The 17,195-nt window shown below is 69.9% G+C and carries 14 protein-coding genes; 7 read left to right on the forward strand and 7 right to left on the reverse strand.

Going from position 1 to position 17,195, the window contains the following annotated elements; translation table 11 throughout:
• Window positions 1-408: 408 nt before the first annotated feature.
• A complete protein-coding gene (locus tag NS3_RS13635; protein WP_067859511.1) occupies window positions 409-1,143 on the forward strand; it encodes a 2OG-Fe dioxygenase family protein in 735 nt (244 codons plus the stop codon).
• A gap of 66 nt (window positions 1,144-1,209) precedes the next feature.
• Entirely contained in the window at window positions 1,210-2,817 is a 1,608-nt protein-coding gene (locus NS3_RS13640; RefSeq protein WP_067859218.1) for an MFS transporter, read from the forward strand.
• A 32-nt stretch (window positions 2,818-2,849) separates the two neighbouring features.
• Here the strand turns inward: NS3_RS13640 and NS3_RS13645 are convergent, their stop codons facing one another.
• Window positions 2,850-3,689, reverse strand: a complete 840-nt coding sequence (locus NS3_RS13645) for a peptidoglycan-binding domain-containing protein (RefSeq protein ID WP_067859220.1) — start codon at window positions 3,687-3,689, stop codon at window positions 2,850-2,852.
• A 462-nt stretch (window positions 3,690-4,151) separates the two neighbouring features.
• Between NS3_RS13645 and NS3_RS13650 the strand changes: the two genes are divergently transcribed.
• From NS3_RS13650 to NS3_RS13660, 3 genes are read left to right on the forward strand one after another with little or no spacing between them, the layout of a single operon-like run.
• Window positions 4,152-5,549, forward strand: a complete 1,398-nt coding sequence (locus tag NS3_RS13650) for a M20/M25/M40 family metallo-hydrolase (protein WP_067859223.1) — start codon at window positions 4,152-4,154, stop codon at window positions 5,547-5,549.
• The gene (locus NS3_RS13655) at window positions 5,546-6,385 is read left to right on the forward strand and encodes an alpha/beta hydrolase (RefSeq protein ID WP_067859226.1); all 840 of its coding nucleotides are present in this window, start codon (window positions 5,546-5,548) and stop codon (window positions 6,383-6,385) included. Before NS3_RS13650 ends, NS3_RS13655 begins: the two co-directional genes overlap by 4 nt.
• 10 nt (window positions 6,386-6,395) lie before the next feature.
• Window positions 6,396-6,857 (forward strand): 6,7-dimethyl-8-ribityllumazine synthase, encoded by a 462-nt coding sequence (locus NS3_RS13660; RefSeq protein WP_067859229.1) that lies wholly within the window; start codon window positions 6,396-6,398, stop codon window positions 6,855-6,857.
• Between the two features lie 222 nt (window positions 6,858-7,079).
• Here the strand turns inward: NS3_RS13660 and NS3_RS13665 are convergent, their stop codons facing one another.
• Window positions 7,080-8,018, reverse strand: a complete 939-nt coding sequence (locus NS3_RS13665; RefSeq protein WP_157101321.1) for an endonuclease/exonuclease/phosphatase family protein — start codon at window positions 8,016-8,018, stop codon at window positions 7,080-7,082.
• 101 nt (window positions 8,019-8,119) lie between these two features.
• On the opposite strand from NS3_RS13665, the gene NS3_RS13670 reads away from it, so the two are divergent.
• Window positions 8,120-8,446: a hypothetical protein gene (locus tag NS3_RS13670; protein ID WP_157101322.1), complete on the forward strand. Its 327-nt coding sequence runs from the start codon at window positions 8,120-8,122 to the stop codon at window positions 8,444-8,446.
• Here the strand turns inward: NS3_RS13670 and NS3_RS13675 are convergent.
• The 5 genes from NS3_RS13675 to NS3_RS13695 form a co-directional block, all read right to left on the reverse strand.
• Window positions 8,389-11,403: a bifunctional [glutamine synthetase] adenylyltransferase/[glutamine synthetase]-adenylyl-L-tyrosine phosphorylase gene (locus NS3_RS13675; RefSeq protein WP_067859239.1), complete on the reverse strand. Its 3,015-nt coding sequence runs from the start codon at window positions 11,401-11,403 to the stop codon at window positions 8,389-8,391. The two genes, NS3_RS13670 and NS3_RS13675, sit on opposite strands and share 58 nt — an antisense overlap.
• An 18-nt stretch (window positions 11,404-11,421) precedes the next feature.
• Entirely contained in the window at window positions 11,422-12,762 is a 1,341-nt protein-coding gene (gene glnA, locus NS3_RS13680; protein WP_067859242.1) for a type I glutamate--ammonia ligase, read from the reverse strand.
• Window positions 12,763-12,849: 87 nt separating this feature from the next.
• Window positions 12,850-14,382: an alpha/beta fold hydrolase gene (locus NS3_RS13685; protein ID WP_067859245.1), complete on the reverse strand. Its 1,533-nt coding sequence runs from the start codon at window positions 14,380-14,382 to the stop codon at window positions 12,850-12,852.
• Window positions 14,383-14,535: 153 nt separating this feature from the next.
• Window positions 14,536-15,099, reverse strand: coding sequence for a TetR/AcrR family transcriptional regulator (locus NS3_RS13690; RefSeq protein ID WP_067859248.1), 564 nt, complete (start codon window positions 15,097-15,099; stop codon window positions 14,536-14,538).
• 9 nt (window positions 15,100-15,108) lie between these two features.
• Window positions 15,109-15,930, reverse strand: a complete 822-nt coding sequence (locus NS3_RS13695) for a TetR/AcrR family transcriptional regulator (protein ID WP_245649601.1) — start codon at window positions 15,928-15,930, stop codon at window positions 15,109-15,111.
• 137 nt (window positions 15,931-16,067) lie between these two features.
• On the opposite strand from NS3_RS13695, the gene NS3_RS13700 reads away from it, so the two are divergent.
• Window positions 16,068-17,159 carry a homogentisate 1,2-dioxygenase gene (locus tag NS3_RS13700; protein WP_067859251.1) on the forward strand — a complete coding sequence of 364 codons (1,092 nt, stop codon included), beginning with the start codon at window positions 16,068-16,070 and terminating at the stop codon, window positions 17,157-17,159.
• Window positions 17,160-17,195: the final 36 nt, after the last annotated feature.

Consider the following 17,195-nt stretch of genomic DNA (forward strand, 5'->3'; position numbering starts at 1 on the left):
GGCCGACCCGCGGCGGAGTGTCCGGCTCCGGTTCTTCGTCCGCAAGTCGTCCGTGTGGCAGGTCTTTTCGAGTCCGCCCGCCGAGCGTTCGCTCGGCGGGTGGACTCGTTTCGTAACGGGGCGGCCGCATCGAAGCGGCGCCGCCCGCCACGGACCGCCGCGCGGAGAGCGCGGGTGTCCGAGACCTTCTCCGCCTTCTCCGCGCTGGAAATGATCGGAAATTGTGCCGGAATCCGATGGTCGCGATCGATATATGCTGGTCGGTGCCGGGCCGTTCGAGGTGATCCGACCGTCGATGCTCGAGCGGGCAGATGTTCCCCGAACTCCATCGACGCAGCTGGACCGGAGGAGGGCGAGCCATTCATGAACAGCACGACCGGCGGCTCACGGGCGGCGCCGGAGGCCGCGATGGCTGCGCAGGTCCCGCACTCGGACCGGCGGCTGGTTGCGGCCCGACGGGCCCTGGTCGCGCGAGGCGTTCATCTCGTGCCCGCGGCTGTCACGACTTCGCTTCTCGGCGTGGCGAACGAGACGTGGGAGCGATTCCGCGCCCACTGGGACGAACTCGGCCCGGACACTTACGCCGCCGAGCAGGGCACGTGCAGGCTGCGCCGCTACGGGCGGTTCGCCTGGTCCGCGGCGACGGACCGGGTCCGGCTGCTGCCGCGAGCCGACTTCGTGCAGCCGGAGAACAGCAACCCGCTCTATATCGGCGTGAGCCGCACCCTCGAGCCCCTGACCGAATCCTTCGCGGCCGACCCGGTGCTGCGGGCGGCGCTTCGTCTGCTCGGACAGGTCGCCACGGCGCTGGACGACCCGGCGGAGTGGATCGCGAAGGTCCATCCCTTCCGCGTCATCGCCTCGGAGGACGCGAACGGACTGCCCACCCCGGAGGGCAGGCATCGCGACGGTGTCACCCTCGTGTCGTCACTGCTGATCGGCAGGCACAACGCCGCCGGTGGTGAGAGCGCGGTCTTCGATCCGGACGGACGGCGACTGCTGACGATCACGCTCGATGAACCGGGAACCCTGCTGCTGGGTGACGACCGCCGCACTCTGCACAGCGTGTCCGCGATTCGCCCGGTCGACCGCAGCCACCCCGCGTATCGCGACGTTCTGGTGGTGACGTTCGCTCCTGGGTGAACCGCACGCTTCGGTGGCGGCCGCCGGGGCCGCCGCATCCGGCTCGGACGGGACAGGAGGCGCACGGTGCCCGCGGTTCGATCTCGAAGCGACGCGAAGACGACGCCGATCATCCTCGCGCTCGCCATCGCCTTCACCATCACCGTCGTCGACCCCTTGGTGCTCAACCTGAACCTGCCGGCGGTGAGCCGGGCGCTGCATGTCCCGGCGCAGGTCGTCGGGGTGCTGGGTGGAGCGGCGACGCTGGTGATGGCCGCCGCGGTCCTGGCCGCGGGCAATCTCGGGGACGCCTTCGGGTTGAAGCGGCTGCTGAGGTCGGGGCTGGTCGTCGTCATGATCGCCAACCTGCTCTCGATGCTCTCGCCCGGCTGGGGCTTCCTGCTGGTGATGCGCCTGCTGGACGGACTCGGGATGACGGCGCTGCTCGGCGTGCCGCTGGCGCTGCTGAAGACCTCGGTGCCGGAAGAGAAAAGACCCGCTGCCATCGGCGCGTTCATGGCCGTCGAGATGGTCCTGTGCGGGCTGACCCCGGCGTTGACCGGCTGGGCGGTGGCGGCGGTGGGCTGGCGGGTGCTGTTCCTGGTCGCCCCGTTGCTGTGCGTGGCGTCGCTGTGGCTGACCTCCCGATACGTTCCCGAGGCTCCGGTGCAACAACGCGGCAGACTCGACGTGGCCGGCGTGATCCTGGTCGGAGTGGCTCTGCTGGCCCTGGTCATCGAGCTCACGGCGGCACAGAACGGCATATCACGGCCCCAGACCGTGCTGCCGATGGCGATCAGCGTGGTGGCCGCGGTGCTCTTCGTGCACCATGAACGCCGCACGCCCGAACCGGCGTTGGATCCGGCCTTGTTCGGCAGCCGCGCGTTCAGCGTGGCGCTCGCGGCGACCCTCACGCTGAACTTCCTGGCGGCCGGGCTGGGCATCGCCCTCGGGCAGTTCGGCAGCGTCGTGCTCGCGCTCTCGCCCGAATCGATCGGCCTGTTGTACCTGCCCGGCACCTTGTTGATCGCCGGCGCGGTGATCCTGGCCGGGCGCCTGATCGGAAAGTACAGCCCGACACCGGTCATGGTCACGGGCCTCGCGGTGCTGGCGGTGAGCGGGCTGCTGATGGCGGGGACGGTCAGCCCGACGATGGCGCTCTGGTTGCTGGTGGCGGCCATCTGGCTGTGCAATCTGGGCTCGCTGGTCACCTCGACCGCGGTGTCGGAGACGGTCCTGTCCGAGGCGCCGCCAGGGCATTCCGGCTCGGTGGCTTCCGCGCAGCTGGCCTTCGGGATGACCGGCTACGCGCTCGGGCCCACCGTCTACCTGCTTCTGATGCGGATCTTCTTCAGACAGGAGTGGCTGGCCGACGCCGAATCACGCGGGCTGTCGGCGACCGAAGCCGAGCAGACGGTGGACGCCGTGCGCAGCAGCCTGGCGCTGAGCCCGGGCAGCGGCGGATTCGATCCGAACCTCATCCGGCACGCGTCCGGACTGCACCTCGGGCAGGACTTCGCCGACGCGCTGCGGCTCACCATGCTGACGGTCAGCATCCTGCCGCTCGTCGTGGCGGTGGCGGCCTTCCTGGTGCGCGGCAACACTTCTCGGTCCCGGCGAGGCCTGCACCGCCGACCTCGCGGACGCGGATCGATACCTTCCGGGCCTTCCGCCCCGGATTCGCCGCACTGCTGATGGTCGACCCGGATCGCTACCGAGTACCACGGTCAGAACATGTCGACGACCCAGACCTCCATGTCGAACTGCGGGTTGCCGGGGTTCGCCGGGTCGGCGATGCGGTGCTGCTGGATGACGGTGCCCAGGGAAAGAATGTCGGCGCGGGGCGTCTGAAAGACGTTGGGGTTCGAGGCGTAGGTGAAGCGGCAGCCGCCCACCAGCGCCGACTGGGCGATGCGGCGGATCTCGGCGAGAGTTACCGCGCTCAGCGGTGCGCTGCGCGCGCAGATGTCGCTGGCGGAGCCGGCCACCAGAGTGGTGGAGGTGAGAGGGCGCCCGCGGGCGAATTGGGGCTCGGTGGCGAAGTCCTGGAAGCCGAGATAGTCGGTCTCGCCCTCGCCGTAGATGTTGATCCGCATCGCGTTGCCGATCGGGTTGATCGGCGTGCCCCGGTGCTGGGCGCGGTTGTCCGGCCCGGGGGCGCTGACCCGCGGCGGCGTGGGGCAGGCCAGGTGGTTGTGCGCAGCGCCCAGATCGGTCGGCGCGACGAGGCCGGTGACCGGCGGTGTCGACTGCTCGAAGGCGGCGATGTCGTCGTCGAGGCGCTTGATGGTTCCCTTGCCGACGATGCGGTCGGCGGTGAGCTGGCCGGGCGCGAGGATGCCGCGCCGGTTCTTGTAGTTCTCGACGGCGTCGCCGGTGGCCTGGCCGAAGATGCCGTCCACGCCGAGGGCGAGCGATTCGAGTTCGTTGAGCGCTATCTGGATCCGGCGGACGTGTTCGCCGGTGCCGTTGATTCCCTCACCGATGTGCGCGGGATCGGAGATCAGGCACTTCTCCAACTGCTCGTCACGCGCGGGCGAGGTGAACAGCATGCTGTTGAGCCCCATGGTCGGTCATCCCCTTCGAGACGGTCGTCGGCAGTTCGCCGCGGTAGATCGAAAACGCTAATCAGATCGGCCGCTAGGGTCTCGGGTAGTCCACTACCCGAGTTCCAATGTCCGCCACGGCGAGGACCACCGGCCCCTTCAGGTCCTGACCTGGAGAAATACCCTGCTGATGGATTGATCGACTTCTACTACAGCTCGTAGTGTTCGCGGTATGTGGATCATCGCCATCGTCGCCCTCGTCAGCACCATCACCATCACCATCGGTTTCGCCCTGGGACTGCCGGAGTGAGGCCGGCGTAGCCCCGCCTCCCGCAGCGGCGCTACGAATCCGTCGCGGCCCACGCGGTTACCTCCCGATGTACTGTCCCTCTGCACACGTCGGCTGCCCTGATCCGCCCTCCAGCTCCGCCCGGTGCGGTATGAACGAGGCAGCGGCGACAGGCGACTGAACGGGATGTGGCGATGACAGCGCAGACAGCGGGGACGACGAACCCCCGGGCTCTCGAAGGGGTCGACGACGCCGTCGCCGAGCGCTTGGCCGCCGCGTTGCGGTGCGCCACCGTCTCCGGAACCGGCGAGGAAGCCGACGACAGCGCCCACGAGGAATTCGTCCGGCTCGCCGCTCACCTCGAGGCGTCGTTCCCGCGCGTGCACGCCGAGCTGGAGTTGCGGACATTCGGGCACAGCAGGCTCTACCGCTGGGCGGGCGTCGAGCCGGAGCGGGTGTCGGCGATTCTGCTGGCACATCAGGACGTGGTGCCCGCGGGCGGCGGGTGGTCCCATCCCCCGTTCGCCGGTGTCGTGGACGAGGAGTTCATCTGGGGGCGCGGCGCGATCGACGACAAAAGCCGACTGATCGCCCTGCTCGAGGCTGTCGAGGGCGCGCTCGAGGCCGGAATCAGGCCGCGGCACACGGTGTATCTGGCGTTCGGGCACGACGAAGAGGTGTTCGGCGACGCCGGTGCGGTCCGGATGGCCGATCACCTGCGCGCGGCGGACGTGCGGGCGGATCTGCTGCTCGACGAGGGCGGGGTCGTCACCGAGGGAGTCGCCGACGGGGTGCGGGTTCCGGTGGCCTCGATCATGGTGGGCGAGAAGGGCTATGCCACCGTGCGGTTGTCGGTGCGTGAGCTGGGCGGGCATTCCTCGATGCCGGGGAAGCAGACGGCGGTGGGGCGGATCGCGCGTGCGGTGGCGCGGGTGCAGGACCGGCCGATGCCGTTGCGGCTGCCGCCGGTGACCGCCGACATGCTGGCCCGGCTGCGGGCGGTGATGCCACCGGCGCGGCGGGTGCTGCTCGGCGCGGCCGGCGCGGCCGGACCGCTGATCACGCGGGTGATGGCCGCCCGGCCGCAGACCGAGGCGATGGTCCGTACCACCACCGCGCCCACGGTGATCCGGGGCGGTGTGAAGGCCAACGTGCTGCCGCAGCACGCCGAGGCATTGATCAACTTCCGCATCCTGCCCGGCGATTCGGTCGCCGGGGTGCTCGAACACTGTCACCACGTCATTCGCGACCCGGGCGTGACGATCGAGCTGGCGGGGATGGCGTCGGAGCCTTCGCGCACCGAGAGCCCCGGTCCGGCGTTCGAACTCGTCGCGCGACTGGCGCGGGAGGTCGTCCCCGGCGTCGCGGCCACCAGCGGCCTGGTGCCGGGCGCGACGGACTCCAGGCACTACGACGGACTGGCGGCGACGCGCTGCAATTTCGCGCCCATCGTGCTGACCGAAGCCGACCTCGCCACGATCCACGGAACCGATGAACGGATCTCGCGACTCAACTACGCTCGCCTCATCGAGTTCGACCGGCGACTGATCGAGGAGCTCGCGGCCGGTCCGATCGGAGAGGAGCCGCGATGAGCCGGACGAAGGAAGACGCGTTCGAGGGCCGCAGCGACCGGGTCTTCTGGCGCGCTTGGCTGCCCGAGGAGCCGGCCCGCGCGGTGACCGTGCTGGTGCACGGCGTCGCCGAGCATTCCGGCCGGTACGGGCACGTCGGCGAGTTCCTGGCCGAGGCCGGGCACGCGGTCTACGCGCTCGACCACATCGGACACGGCAGGTCCGGCGGTCGCCGGGCCAATCTGGACTCCGTCGACGGCGCGGCCGACAATGTCGAACAGTTGCGGGCGATCGCGCAGCAACAGCACCCGGACGTCCCGGTGTTCCTGCTCGGGCATTCGATGGGCAGCCTCATCGTGCTGTATCTGGCCACTCGCGCGCCGATCGACGTGGCCGGGATCGTCGTCTCCGCGCCGCCGCTGGACATCCCGGCAGGCAACGCGCTGCAACGGCTGTTCGCGCCGGTGCTGTCGAAGCTGACCCCGAATCTCGGTGTATTGCAACTCGATTCATCCACCATCAGCCGCGATCCCGCGGTGGTCGCCGCCTACGACAACGACCCGCTGGTGTTCCGCGGCAAGCTGCCCGCACGCACCGGCGCGGAGATCCTGGCGGCCACCGGAACGGTGAAGGGCAGGCTCGACACGCTGACGGTGCCGACGCTGGTGCTGCACGGCACCGCCGACACCCTCGCCGCACCGTCCAGCTCGGACATGCTCGAGCGGGGCGCGGCCGCGCGGGATCTGACGGTGATCCGCTACGACGGTCTCTACCACGAGGTCTTCAACGAGCCCGAGCGCCATACCGTGCTCGCCGACGTCCTGCGGTGGATTCAGGCGCGCCTGCCCGCCCAGTAAGCTCACGGGCATGGCTTCGACATCCAACGCATCGGTCGCTTTCGTCCGCGCGTCCTGGCACAGCGGCATCGTCGGCAAGGCGTTGGAAGGCTTCACCGCCGAATTCGCCCAGCTCGGTTTCGACACCGAGGGCATCGACGTCTTCGAGGTGCCCGGCGCCTTCGAGATCCCGCTGCACGCCCAGCGCCTGGCCCGCACCGGCCGGTATGCGGCGGTGGTGGCGGCGGCGCTGGTGGTCGACGGCGGTATCTACCGGCACGACTTCGTGGCCTCCGCGGTGGTCGACGGGCTGATGCGGGTGCAGCTCGACACCGATGTGCCGGTGTTCTCGGTGGTGCTCACCCCGCATCACTTCCACGAGCACAGCGAGCACATCGACTACTACACCGAGCACTTCGTGAAGAAGGGCGCCGAGGCGGCACGCGCGGTGTCGGGCACGCTGGCCTCGCTGAGCGCGCTGCCCACCGCCTGACACTGCCGCACTCTCCGGGCCGCCACGTCACCGGACTCGGTGGACGACGCCGCACTCCGGCCGACCACGGCGCCGGAAACGCCGATGACTCGCACGCTCGCCGTCAGCCGGCTCGGCCGGGGCCCCGATCCGACCGGTTCGAGCCGACTCCGGCCCAACGGCCCGGGCGGCGCTCCGGCTCGATGGCTCCGGCTGGGAGGCCCCGCTGAGGCGAGGGCCGGTTCAGCCCAGGTGTAGCACCGCGAAAACCGCGCGGTGGTCGGAGCCGGGAATCCGGATGCTCTCCGCGTGTTCGGCGCCGCCGTCGGCGACCAGGACGTGGTCGATGCCGATCACCGGCCCCCACGCTCGGTCGTCGGGCCAGGTGGGCATCGGCCCGGCGCCGGCGAGTTCGGCGGCCGAGGCGAAGCGACCGCTCAGCAGATCGCGGAACAGGGCGTGATCGCGGGTGGCATTGAAGTCCGCGCCGACCACGGCGGGCCCGGTCTGCGCTTCGAGGATCTCGCGGGCCCGGCGCATCTCGGAACTCCACGCCGGGAAGTTCGCGGTCGGCGGCACCGGGTGGAAGTTCAGCACGGTGACCGCGCCGCGCTCGGGGTGATCCATGGTCGCCGCGAGGTTGGTCAGCAGGAAGCCGTCGAACTTCACGGTGTCGTGCAAGGGGTAGCGGCTGTAGATGCCGGTGCCGCCACCGCCGTGCATGGGTTCGAGGTAGTGGTAGGGCAGCTCGGCGGCGAGGGCGGCGGTCAGCCCGGGTTCGATTTCGGGAGTCAGTTCCTGCACGGTCAGCACGTCGGCGCCGCGTGACTCGACGTGGTGGGCCACCGAGGTCACATCGGCCTCACCGAAGAGCAGATTCGACTGCAGCACCCGCAGTTCCGTCCCGCCCGCCGCGTTGCCGTCCGGAACGAAGACCGGCAGCTGCGTCCACGCCACCGCCGCCACCACGATCCCCGCCGCCACCGCACTGCGCCAGCCGCGCGCCACCAGGAAAAGCAACAGCGCGACCACCGCCGCGAGCATGAAGTAGGACGCACCCGAGGCGACGAGCGAGAACGTCTGCGACCGCCATCCCCTCGTGTGCAATACGATTCCGGCGATCCCCACCAGCAGGCCGCACCACCCCAGTACCAGGAGCGCCCGCATCATCCATTTACGCATGGGATCAACCCTATTCGGGCCCGCTTGCCGATCGCTTACACAGCGTCCCTTCGCCGCAGAAGATCCCTACACTGATCGGCATCCGCGTGAGAGGTGCTCACATGCATATCGAACAACTGCGGGCCGCAAGGTCGATGACCGAAGGCGACGCGCACGACCTCGCCGTCGTCGCAGGCGGCCACCGGCCATGCCGCGTCACGCTCAGCTGCCACGAGCGCAGCGTGCATGCCCTGGTGCTGCCGTTCTGCCGCGACGAGTTGGCCGTGGCCGAGGGCGACCTCGTATCGGTGACGGTCGAAGGTCCGGACCAGGAATCGGAGCGCGCGGCGCTGCGTGCTTTCGCCGCGCGCTTCGACAGGATCGGGGGCGATCAGCCGCCGAAGACCCGCTCCACGACCGCTTTCGCGCGGCGGGTGATCCGCAGGTAGTTGTCGAGGAACTCCGCGCCGCCGTCGGTGTTCGGCCAGCCGGCCACCGCGGCCACCGCGGAGAGCAGACTGCCCGGAGCGGGCAGCTGGTCGATCGCCTTGCCGCGCACCAGGACCAAGGCGTTGCGGGCCTTGGTCGCGGTCAGCCAGGAGTCGCGCAGCAGGGCGACGTCTTCGGCGGAGAGCAGTTCGGACTTCTCGATGACCTCCAGCGCCTCCAGCGTGGAGGTGTTGTGCAGGCCGGGGATCTTGTGCGCGTGGCGCAGTTGCAGCAACTGCACGGTCCACTCGATATCGGCCAAGCCGCCGCGTCCCAGCTTGGTGTGGGTCGCCGGGTCCGCGCCGCGTGGAAGGCGTTCGGCGTCGACCCTGGCCTTGATGCGGCGGATCTCGCGGACCGCTTCCTCGGAGACGCCGCCGGCCGGGTACCGGACCTTGTCGATGGCGTGCAGGAACCGCAGGCCCAGATCCTGATCGCCCGCCACCTGGTGCGCGCGCAACAGCGCCTGCATCTCCCATGCCTGCGACCACTGCGCGTAGTAGGCCTGGTAGGAGGCCAGCGTGCGGACCAGCGGGCCGCTGCGCCCCTCGGGACGCAGGCCCGCGTCGACGTGCAGTGGCGGGTCCGTGCTCGGTGCGCCCAGCAGCCGCTGCACCTGTTCGGCGACACTGTTGGCCCACTTCACGGCCTTGGTCTCGTCCACGCCCGGCCTGGGATCGCAGACGAACAGCACGTCGGCGTCGGAGCCGTAACCGAGTTCCATGCCGCCGAGCCTGCCCATGCCGATGACCGCGACGTCCGCGGGCGCGGGTTCACCGGTCTCGACCTCGCTCGCCCGGATCATCGCCGCCAGCGAAGCCTCCAGCACCGCCACCCAGACCGAGGACAGCGCCAGGCACACCTGCGGCACGTCGAGCATGCCGAGCAGGTCGGCCGAGGCGATGCGGGCCAGTTCGTGCCTGCGCAGCGAGCGGGCCGCCGCCACGGCGCGGGTCGGGTCGTCGTAGCGAGCGGCCGCGGTGAGGATGCCGCGGGCCACGTCCTCGGGTCGCGGTGTGAGCAGTGCCGGGCCGTTGGGGCCGTCGGCGAACATGCGGATGGTCTCGGGCGCGTTGATCAGCAGGTCGGGCAGGAACTCCGACGAGCCGAGCACGATCATCAGACGCTCGGCGATCGCGCCCTCGTCACGCAGTTCGCGCAGGAACCAGGTCTGGTCGTCGAGCGCTTCGGAGAGCCTGCGGTAGGCGAGCAGGCCCGCGTCGGGATTCGGTGTCTCGCCCAGCCATTGGAGCAGCGTCGGCAACAGCAGCGCCTGGATGCGGCCCTTGCGCGAGACTCCCCTGGTCAGCGCCTCGAGGTGGCCGAGGGCGTTCTCCGGGGCGACGTAGCCCAGCGCGGCGAGCTGGCGGACGGCGGCGGCGGGACTCAGGCGCAGCGCGTCCGGGTCCATCTTGACCACCGACTCCAGCAGCGGCCGGTAGAAGAGTTTGGTGTGCAGGCGGCGGATCCGCACCGCGTTGCGGCGGATCTCCGAACGCAGCACGCCGACCGCGTCCTGCCTGCCGTCGGGGCGGACGTGGGCGGCGCGGGCCAGCCAGCGCAGGCCCTCGACGTCGTCGTCGGCGGGCAGCGTGTGGGTGCGCTGCAGGCGCTGCAACTGCAGCCGGTGCTCGAGCAACCGCAGGAACTCGTAGGAGGCGTTGAGATTCGCGGCGTCGTCGCGGCCGACGTAGCCATCCGCGGCCAGCGCGGTCAGCGCGTCCACGGTGCTGGCCACGTGCAGGTTCTCGTCGACCCGGCCGTGCACCAATTGCAGCAGCTGCACGGCGAATTCGATGTCGCGCAGGCTGCCGCGGCCCAGTTTGAGTTCCCGGTCCTGCAATTCGGCGGGCACCAGACCCTCGACCCGCCTGCGCATGCCCTGCACATCGGAGACGAAGTCGGGCCGCTCGGAAGCCGTCCACACCATCGGCATCACCGCGTCGCGGTACCGGCGGCCGAGTTCCAGATCGCCGGTCATCGGGCGGTTCTTCAACAGCGCCTGGAACTCCCAGGTGCGCGCCCAGCGCTTGTAGTAGGCCAGGTGCGAATCCAGCGTGCGCACCAGCGCGCCCGCCTTGCCCTCCGGGCGCAGCGCCGCGTCCACCTCGAAGAAGGCCTGGCTGCCGATGCTCATCATCTCGGCGGCCAGCCTGGTCGCGGTCGCGTCGGCCGGTTCGGCGACGAACACCACGTCGACATCGCTGACGTAGTTCAGTTCGCGCGCGCCGCACTTGCCCATCGCGATCACGGCCAGCCGCACCGGGCACGGCTTGTCCTTGCACACCCTGGCCACCGCCACCGACAGCGCGGCGGTCAGTGCCGCGTCGGCCAGATCGGCCAGCTGCCTGCCGACCACCCGATACGGCAGCACCGGCTCGTTCTCGACGGTGGCGGCCAGATCGAGGGCGGCCAGCACCATGAGGTGATCGCGGTAGCGACGGCGCAGTGAGGCCACCGCGTCGGGCCCGACATCGCCCGCCCGGAACAGCATCGGGCTCGCGTTCGGGCCCTCTTCCGGCACCGCCGAGACGACGGCGAGCAGGTCGGCGACCAGTTCGTCCTTGTCCGGCAGCGTGCCGCGACGCAACAGCTCCCAGACCGAGGGCTCGGCGATCAGGTGGTCGCCGAGCGCCGAGGAGGAACCGAGCAGCGCGAACAGCCGCCCGCGCAGCGCGGTCTCGGTGCGAATCGCCGAATCCAGCCCCACCCAGTCGGTTCCGAGCGCTTCACGCAACCGGATGATCGCGCTGAGCGCCAGATCGGGGTCCGGCGCACGCGACAGCGACCACAGCACGGGGATGCTCTCGACGTTGTCCCAGCCCAGTGCGCGCAGCGAGGCGGGGGCCGACGGATCGAGCAATCCGAGCCGCCCGACACCGGGCACAGCGGAACGAGCGGTAGGAGGCCGAACCATGGATCTGAACTTACCGTGTCACAGACCCAGGTATTCCTTCAACTCGTACGGGGTCACCTGGCTGCGGTAGCCGGCCCATTCCCGGCGCTTGTTGCGCAGGAAGAAGTCGAAGACGTGCTCGCCGAGCGCTTCGGCGACCAGTTCGGACCGTTCCATCGCGCCCAGCGCCTCGTCCAGGGTGCCGGGCAGCTCACGGAAGCCCATCGCCCGGCGCTCGGCCGAGGTCAGCGACCACACGTCGTCCTCGGCCTCCGGCGGCAGGGTGTAGCCCTTCTCGATGCCGCGCATACCGGCGGCGAGCAGCACCGCGAAGGTCAGGTACGGATTGCAGGCCGAGTCGGGGCTGCGGATCTCGACGCGCCGCGAGGAGGACTTGTTCGGCGTGTACATCGGCACCCGGACCAGCGCCGACCGGTTCGACCGGCCCCACGAGGCGGCCGTCGGGGCCTCGCCGCCGTGGATCAGGCGCTTGTAGGAGTTCACCCACTGGTTGGTGACCGCGCTGATCTCCGGGGCGTGCTCGAGGATGCCCGCGATGAACGCGCGCGCGGTCGTCGAGAGGTTCTGCGGGTCGTCGGGGTCGTGGAAGGCGTTCGTCTCGCCCTCGAACAGACTCATGTGCGTGTGCATCGCCGAGCCCGGGTACTCGGCGAACGGCTTGGGCATGAACGTCGCGCGCACGCCCTCGTCGATGGCCACTTCCTTGATCAGGTAGCGGAAGGTCATCACGTTGTCGGCCATGGACAGCGCGTCGGCATAGCGCAGGTCGATCTCCTGCTGGCCGGGCGCGCCCTCGTGGTGACTGAACTCCACCGAGATGCCCATGGATTCCAGCGCGTCGATGGCGTGACGGCGGAAGTTCGGCGCCGAGTCGTGCACGGCCTGGTCGAAGAAGCCGCCGGAGTCGGCGGGCTGCGGCGGGGAGCCGTCGTGCGGGCCGTTCTTCAGCAGGAAGAACTCGATCTCGGGATGCACGTAGCAGCTGAACCCGACGTCACCGGCCTTGTTGAGCTGACGGCGCAGCACGTGGCGCGGGTCGGCCCAGGACGGCGAGCCGTCGGGCATGGTGATGTCGCAGAACATGCGCGCGGAGTGCTGATGGCCCTTGCTCGAGGCCCACGGCAGCACCTGGAAGGTCGAAGGATCGGGCCGGGCGACCATATCGGCCTCGGATACCCGGGCAAAGCCCTCGATGGCCGACCCGTCGAAGCCGATGCCCTCTTCGAACGCGCCTTCCAGCTCGGCGGGTGCGATGGCGACGGACTTCAGGTAGCCCAAGACGTCGGTGAACCAGAGACGCACGAAGCGGATGTCCCGCTCTTCGAGCGTCCGCAGCACGAATTCCTTCTGGCGATCCATACGCGCGACCGTAGTCACTTGGAGTTAAATCCGTGTTACATGAGGCGCATCAATTTTTTGCGGTGATCGGACGAACTCGACGCGACCTCAACAACTGAGGCCCGACGGTGGGGCGATCAGGTCGACGAGATAGGCGATGACGGCCGAATCCAGGCACTCGTCGCCCACCACGAGGGCTGCGGTGTGCCGATTCCCCTCGAAGGTGATCAGGGCCGCGTCGAGCTGGGCCGCCAGGTCGACACCGGCCTGATAGGGAGTGGCCGGGTCGTCGGTGGTGGAGACCACGACCGTGGTGGGCAGTCCGTCGACCGCGATGGTGTGCGGCTCGCCGGAATTGGGCACCGGCCAGCTCGCGCACAATTCCAGCGCCGAGGCGCCGGTCCCGCGACCGTCGTCGAGGAATGGAGCGGCCCTTCGGTATTCGGCGTCGAGCCGGGCGGCGACGGCCGGATCGGTGACGCGCGGATCGTCCACGCAGCGAATGGCGTTGAACGCGTCCTGGATATTGCTGTAGGTGCCGTCGTCGTTGCGGCCGTCGTAGATGTCGGCCAGATACAGCAGGGTGTCGCCGCGGCCCTCGCGCAGTTCCTGCAGACCGAGGGTGAGCCGCTGCCACAGTTCGTCGGCGTAGAGCGTCTGGGTGACGCCGGTCATGGCGTCGTTGTAGCCCAGGCCGCGCGGGTCGGTGGTGGCGGCCGGGGTGTACCGGAGCGGGTCGACCAGTTCACGGAACCGGGCGACCGCTTGGGTGGGGTCGGTGCCGAGCGGGCAGTCGGCCGCCTGGGCACAGTCGGCCGCGTAGGCGTCGAAGGCGCGCTGGAAACCGGCGGCCTGGCGCAATGCCTCCTGGACCGGGTCCACCGAGGCGTCGACGGCGCCGTCGAGAACCATGGCGCGTACCCGGTCGGGGAACTTCTCGGCGTACAGCGCGCCGATCTTGGTGCCGTAGGAGTAGCCGAGATAGGTCAGCTTCGCATCGCCCAGCACGGCCCGGATCACGTCCATGTCCTGCACGACCTCACGGGTGCCGATGTGCTCGAGCAGGTCGATGCCGCTGCGCTCGACGCACTTGTCCGCGTACTCGCGGTTCTCCGCCTCGGTCTCCGCGATCCCCTCCGGCGTGCTCTCCTCGGGCGGTTCGGCGCGTTCGGCGTCGGCCTCCGCCGGGGTCAGGCAGGCGACGGCAGGCGTGGACGAGCCGACGCCGCGCGGATCGAATCCGACCCGGTCGAACCGCTGCGCCAGCGGGGTCTGGTTGCCGACGAGCACCGTGTCCAGGCCGGAGACGCCCGGACCGCCCGGATTGAGCAGCAGCGAGCCGATTTTCGCGCCGGTGGCCGGGATGCGCGAGAGCGCGAGCTGCGCGGTGGGGCCTTCCGGCTCGGTGTAGTCGATCGGCACCTCGATCCTGGTGCACTGCGCGATCGGCGGCAGGCTCACCTGCTCGCCCGCGATCTCGGCGCAGGCGGTCCACCGCGGAGTCTGTTCGTAGAAGCGGGTCAGCCCGTCGGGCGCGGGCGGCATCGAGCCGACCGGCGCGTCGCCCTCGGCGACACACCCCGCCGTCGCCACCACGATCGACACCGCCGCCGCTACCCCGCACCACCGCCGAACACCCATGCTCACGATCCTGCCAGTATCGACGTCGGCCGCGAACGTCCGGCACGCCACGCCCGCCCTACCCAGTCACCGGTCGAGGGAAGCCCTCGCGAACCGGAGACGACGCACGCGGTCCCCGGGCAGTGGCCGCAGCTTGCCCGAACGGTGGTGGGTTCAGGGCCGGAGCAGGAAGTCCACGAGTTCCTCACGCTCGGGAGGCGATGGCCTGCCACCGCGCGCCGAAGTCGACAGGTGCAGTGCCCCGATGCCGAGCGCGAAGGTCCATTCGGCCCGGCGGGCGGCGGTCTCGGGGTCGAAGCCGTGATCGGCGAAGGCCCGGCGGACCGCGCGTCTGGCGTGTTTGTCCGAGGCGCGCACGCTCGCGGCCGCGCGCGGGTCGGAGCGGGCCCACTCCCGCATGGCGCGCTCCAGCGTCCAGTGCCGCGGACTGACCAGCAGGCCCATCATGGCGATCAGCCGTTCGCGCGGCGGGGTGTCCGCGAGGGCGTCCATACGCTGGTGGTCGACATCGCTCCACTGGCCCCAGGAGTCGACCAGCGCGTTCTTGAACGCGGCGATGTCCTGGAAATGGTGGTAGAAGCTGCCTTTGGTGACGCCGAGGCGAGTGCACAGCACATCGATCTTGAGCGCGCGGAAACCCTCTTCGGCCAGCACCGTGTATCCGGCCTGCAACCAGTCCTCGACCGTCAGCTGGACGGCACCGCGTGCCCGCGCCACCGCCTCAGCTTAGCCGCGCGATTGCTCGTCGTCCCCGCTCGGCCGATCCGCCGCGTCGCCCGGCCGCTTCGCCGACGCGCCAGGCTCGTTCGCCTTGGCCTCGACACCGGCCACGATCATGTCCGCGACGAACCGCGCGTGCCGCCGCACCGCCTGCGCCGAGAGCGGGTCGCCGGGCGCCATCCGCCTGGCCAGCGGCAGCGCCGAGAACGGGGCTGTCGCGCCGTGGGCGATGAGGAAGTGGATGGAGCGTAAATCGTTGCGGGTGAGCACTTTCCGACGGATGAGCGGCTCGAGGGGCTTGGCCAGGCGTACCAGGATCGGCTCGATGTGGCGCTCGTAGAGGTAGGCCAGGCGCGGGCCCTCGATCGCCGATTCCATGCTGACCAGCCGGACCGCGTCGGGATAGTCGGCCTGCAGGATCAGGAAGCGCACGATGCCGCGCCGGAACTCCTCCAGCGGGGCGAGCTCCGGACCGGCCGCGCCCTGGGCGACCAGGGCGGCGGCATGGCCGAACACCCAGTCCACCACCGCGAACCACAGCCCCTCCTTGGAGCCGAAGCGTTGGTGGATCAGGTTGTGGCTGACACCGAGTTCGCGGTTGATCTCGGCCACCGAGGCGCCGGCGAAACCGTCGCGGGCGAAGATCCGCAGGGCGGTGGCCATGATCTCGTCGGTCGATGCGGGCGATCCACCGGCGGGCGGGCGACCGCGCGACTTCTTGACCCGCGCGGTCTCCGGCACCGCCCCCGGCACGGGCCCCGCCACTGCCCCGGATGCGGGCTCGGCCTTCACGGATTCCACGGCGTCCTCCACTGCTGCGCTACCCAACGGTGCCTGCTTACCCGAAGGATCGACTTGCCCCGAAAGATATTGACGATGATCAATTTATCTGAAACATTGACTGGCATCAAGATGGCTTCGCGGTGGCGGATCGACGCGGCCCCGCACGAGGACTGGAAGCTGACATGGAATCGTTTGTGCACCTGCGTAAAGGCACCACTCCCCGCCGCCTGCACGCCGATCTCGACGGACTCAAGGACGACGAACTCGGCCGCGGCGGCTTCACCGGCCGCACCGCGAGCCTCTACCGTCGCAACGACCCGACCCAGTACAAGGCGGTCGGCCCCCTGCGTCCCACCGACGTGCTGGCGAGCTCGCTGACTCCCCCCGACGCCACCGACCCCGCGGGCGCCCCGCTGCAGCTGTTCCACAACGCCGACTGCCGGATCCTGCTCAGTCGGCGCGGCGAGGAGATGCCGCACTTCGTGCGCTACGTCGACGGCGACGTGCTCTCCTTCGTGCACGCCGGCTCGGGCCTGCTGGAGACCGAGTTCGGCCCGCTGGACTACCGCGAGGGCGACTGGATCTACATCCCCAAGGGCTGCACGTTCCGCCAAGTCCCCGAAGCCGAGACCACACTGCTGATGATCGAGGCCACCGAGGAGTTCCGTGTGCCCGACGCCGGCTACCTGGGCAGGCACTTCCCGTTCGATCCGGCACTGGTCACCATCCCCGAGCCCGCCGCCCACGACGACGACGGCCGCGAGAGCTACGAGATCGTGCTGTTCCACGAAGGCGGCCCGACGAAGCTGTACTACAAGCACCACCCGCTCGACGTCGAGGGCTGGCGCGGGGACAGTTTCCCGTTCACCTTCAATATCGCCGACTACAACGTCATCCTCTCCGAGAGCGTGCACCTGCCCCCGACGGTGCATCTGTTCATGGAGGCCACCGGCGTCTACGTGATGAACTTCCTGCCCAAGCTCGCCGAGTCCGCGCCGGGCACCGAGACCATCCCGTGGTACCACCGCAATGTCGACTACGACGAGATCGCCTTCTTCCACGGCGGCGAGATGTACGGCGTGCCGATGCCGCCCGGCCTGATCTCGCACGCGCCACAGGGCGTGCACCACGGCGCGCCGGAGAAGATGCGCGAGCGCGCCCGGCGCAAGCGCGAGGAGATCACCCGCATCGGCTGGACGACGATCGCGATCGACACCCGCCGCAGGCTGATCCCCTCGCCCGAGTACCTCGCCAACGACCTCGGCGCGCACTGACGGTCCGCGCACCGGCTTCCTTCGCCACGCACTCCT

The sequence above is a fragment of the Nocardia shimofusensis NBRC 100134 genome (assembly GCF_001613125.1).
Taxonomy (GTDB): domain Bacteria; phylum Actinomycetota; class Actinomycetes; order Mycobacteriales; family Mycobacteriaceae; genus Nocardia; species Nocardia shimofusensis.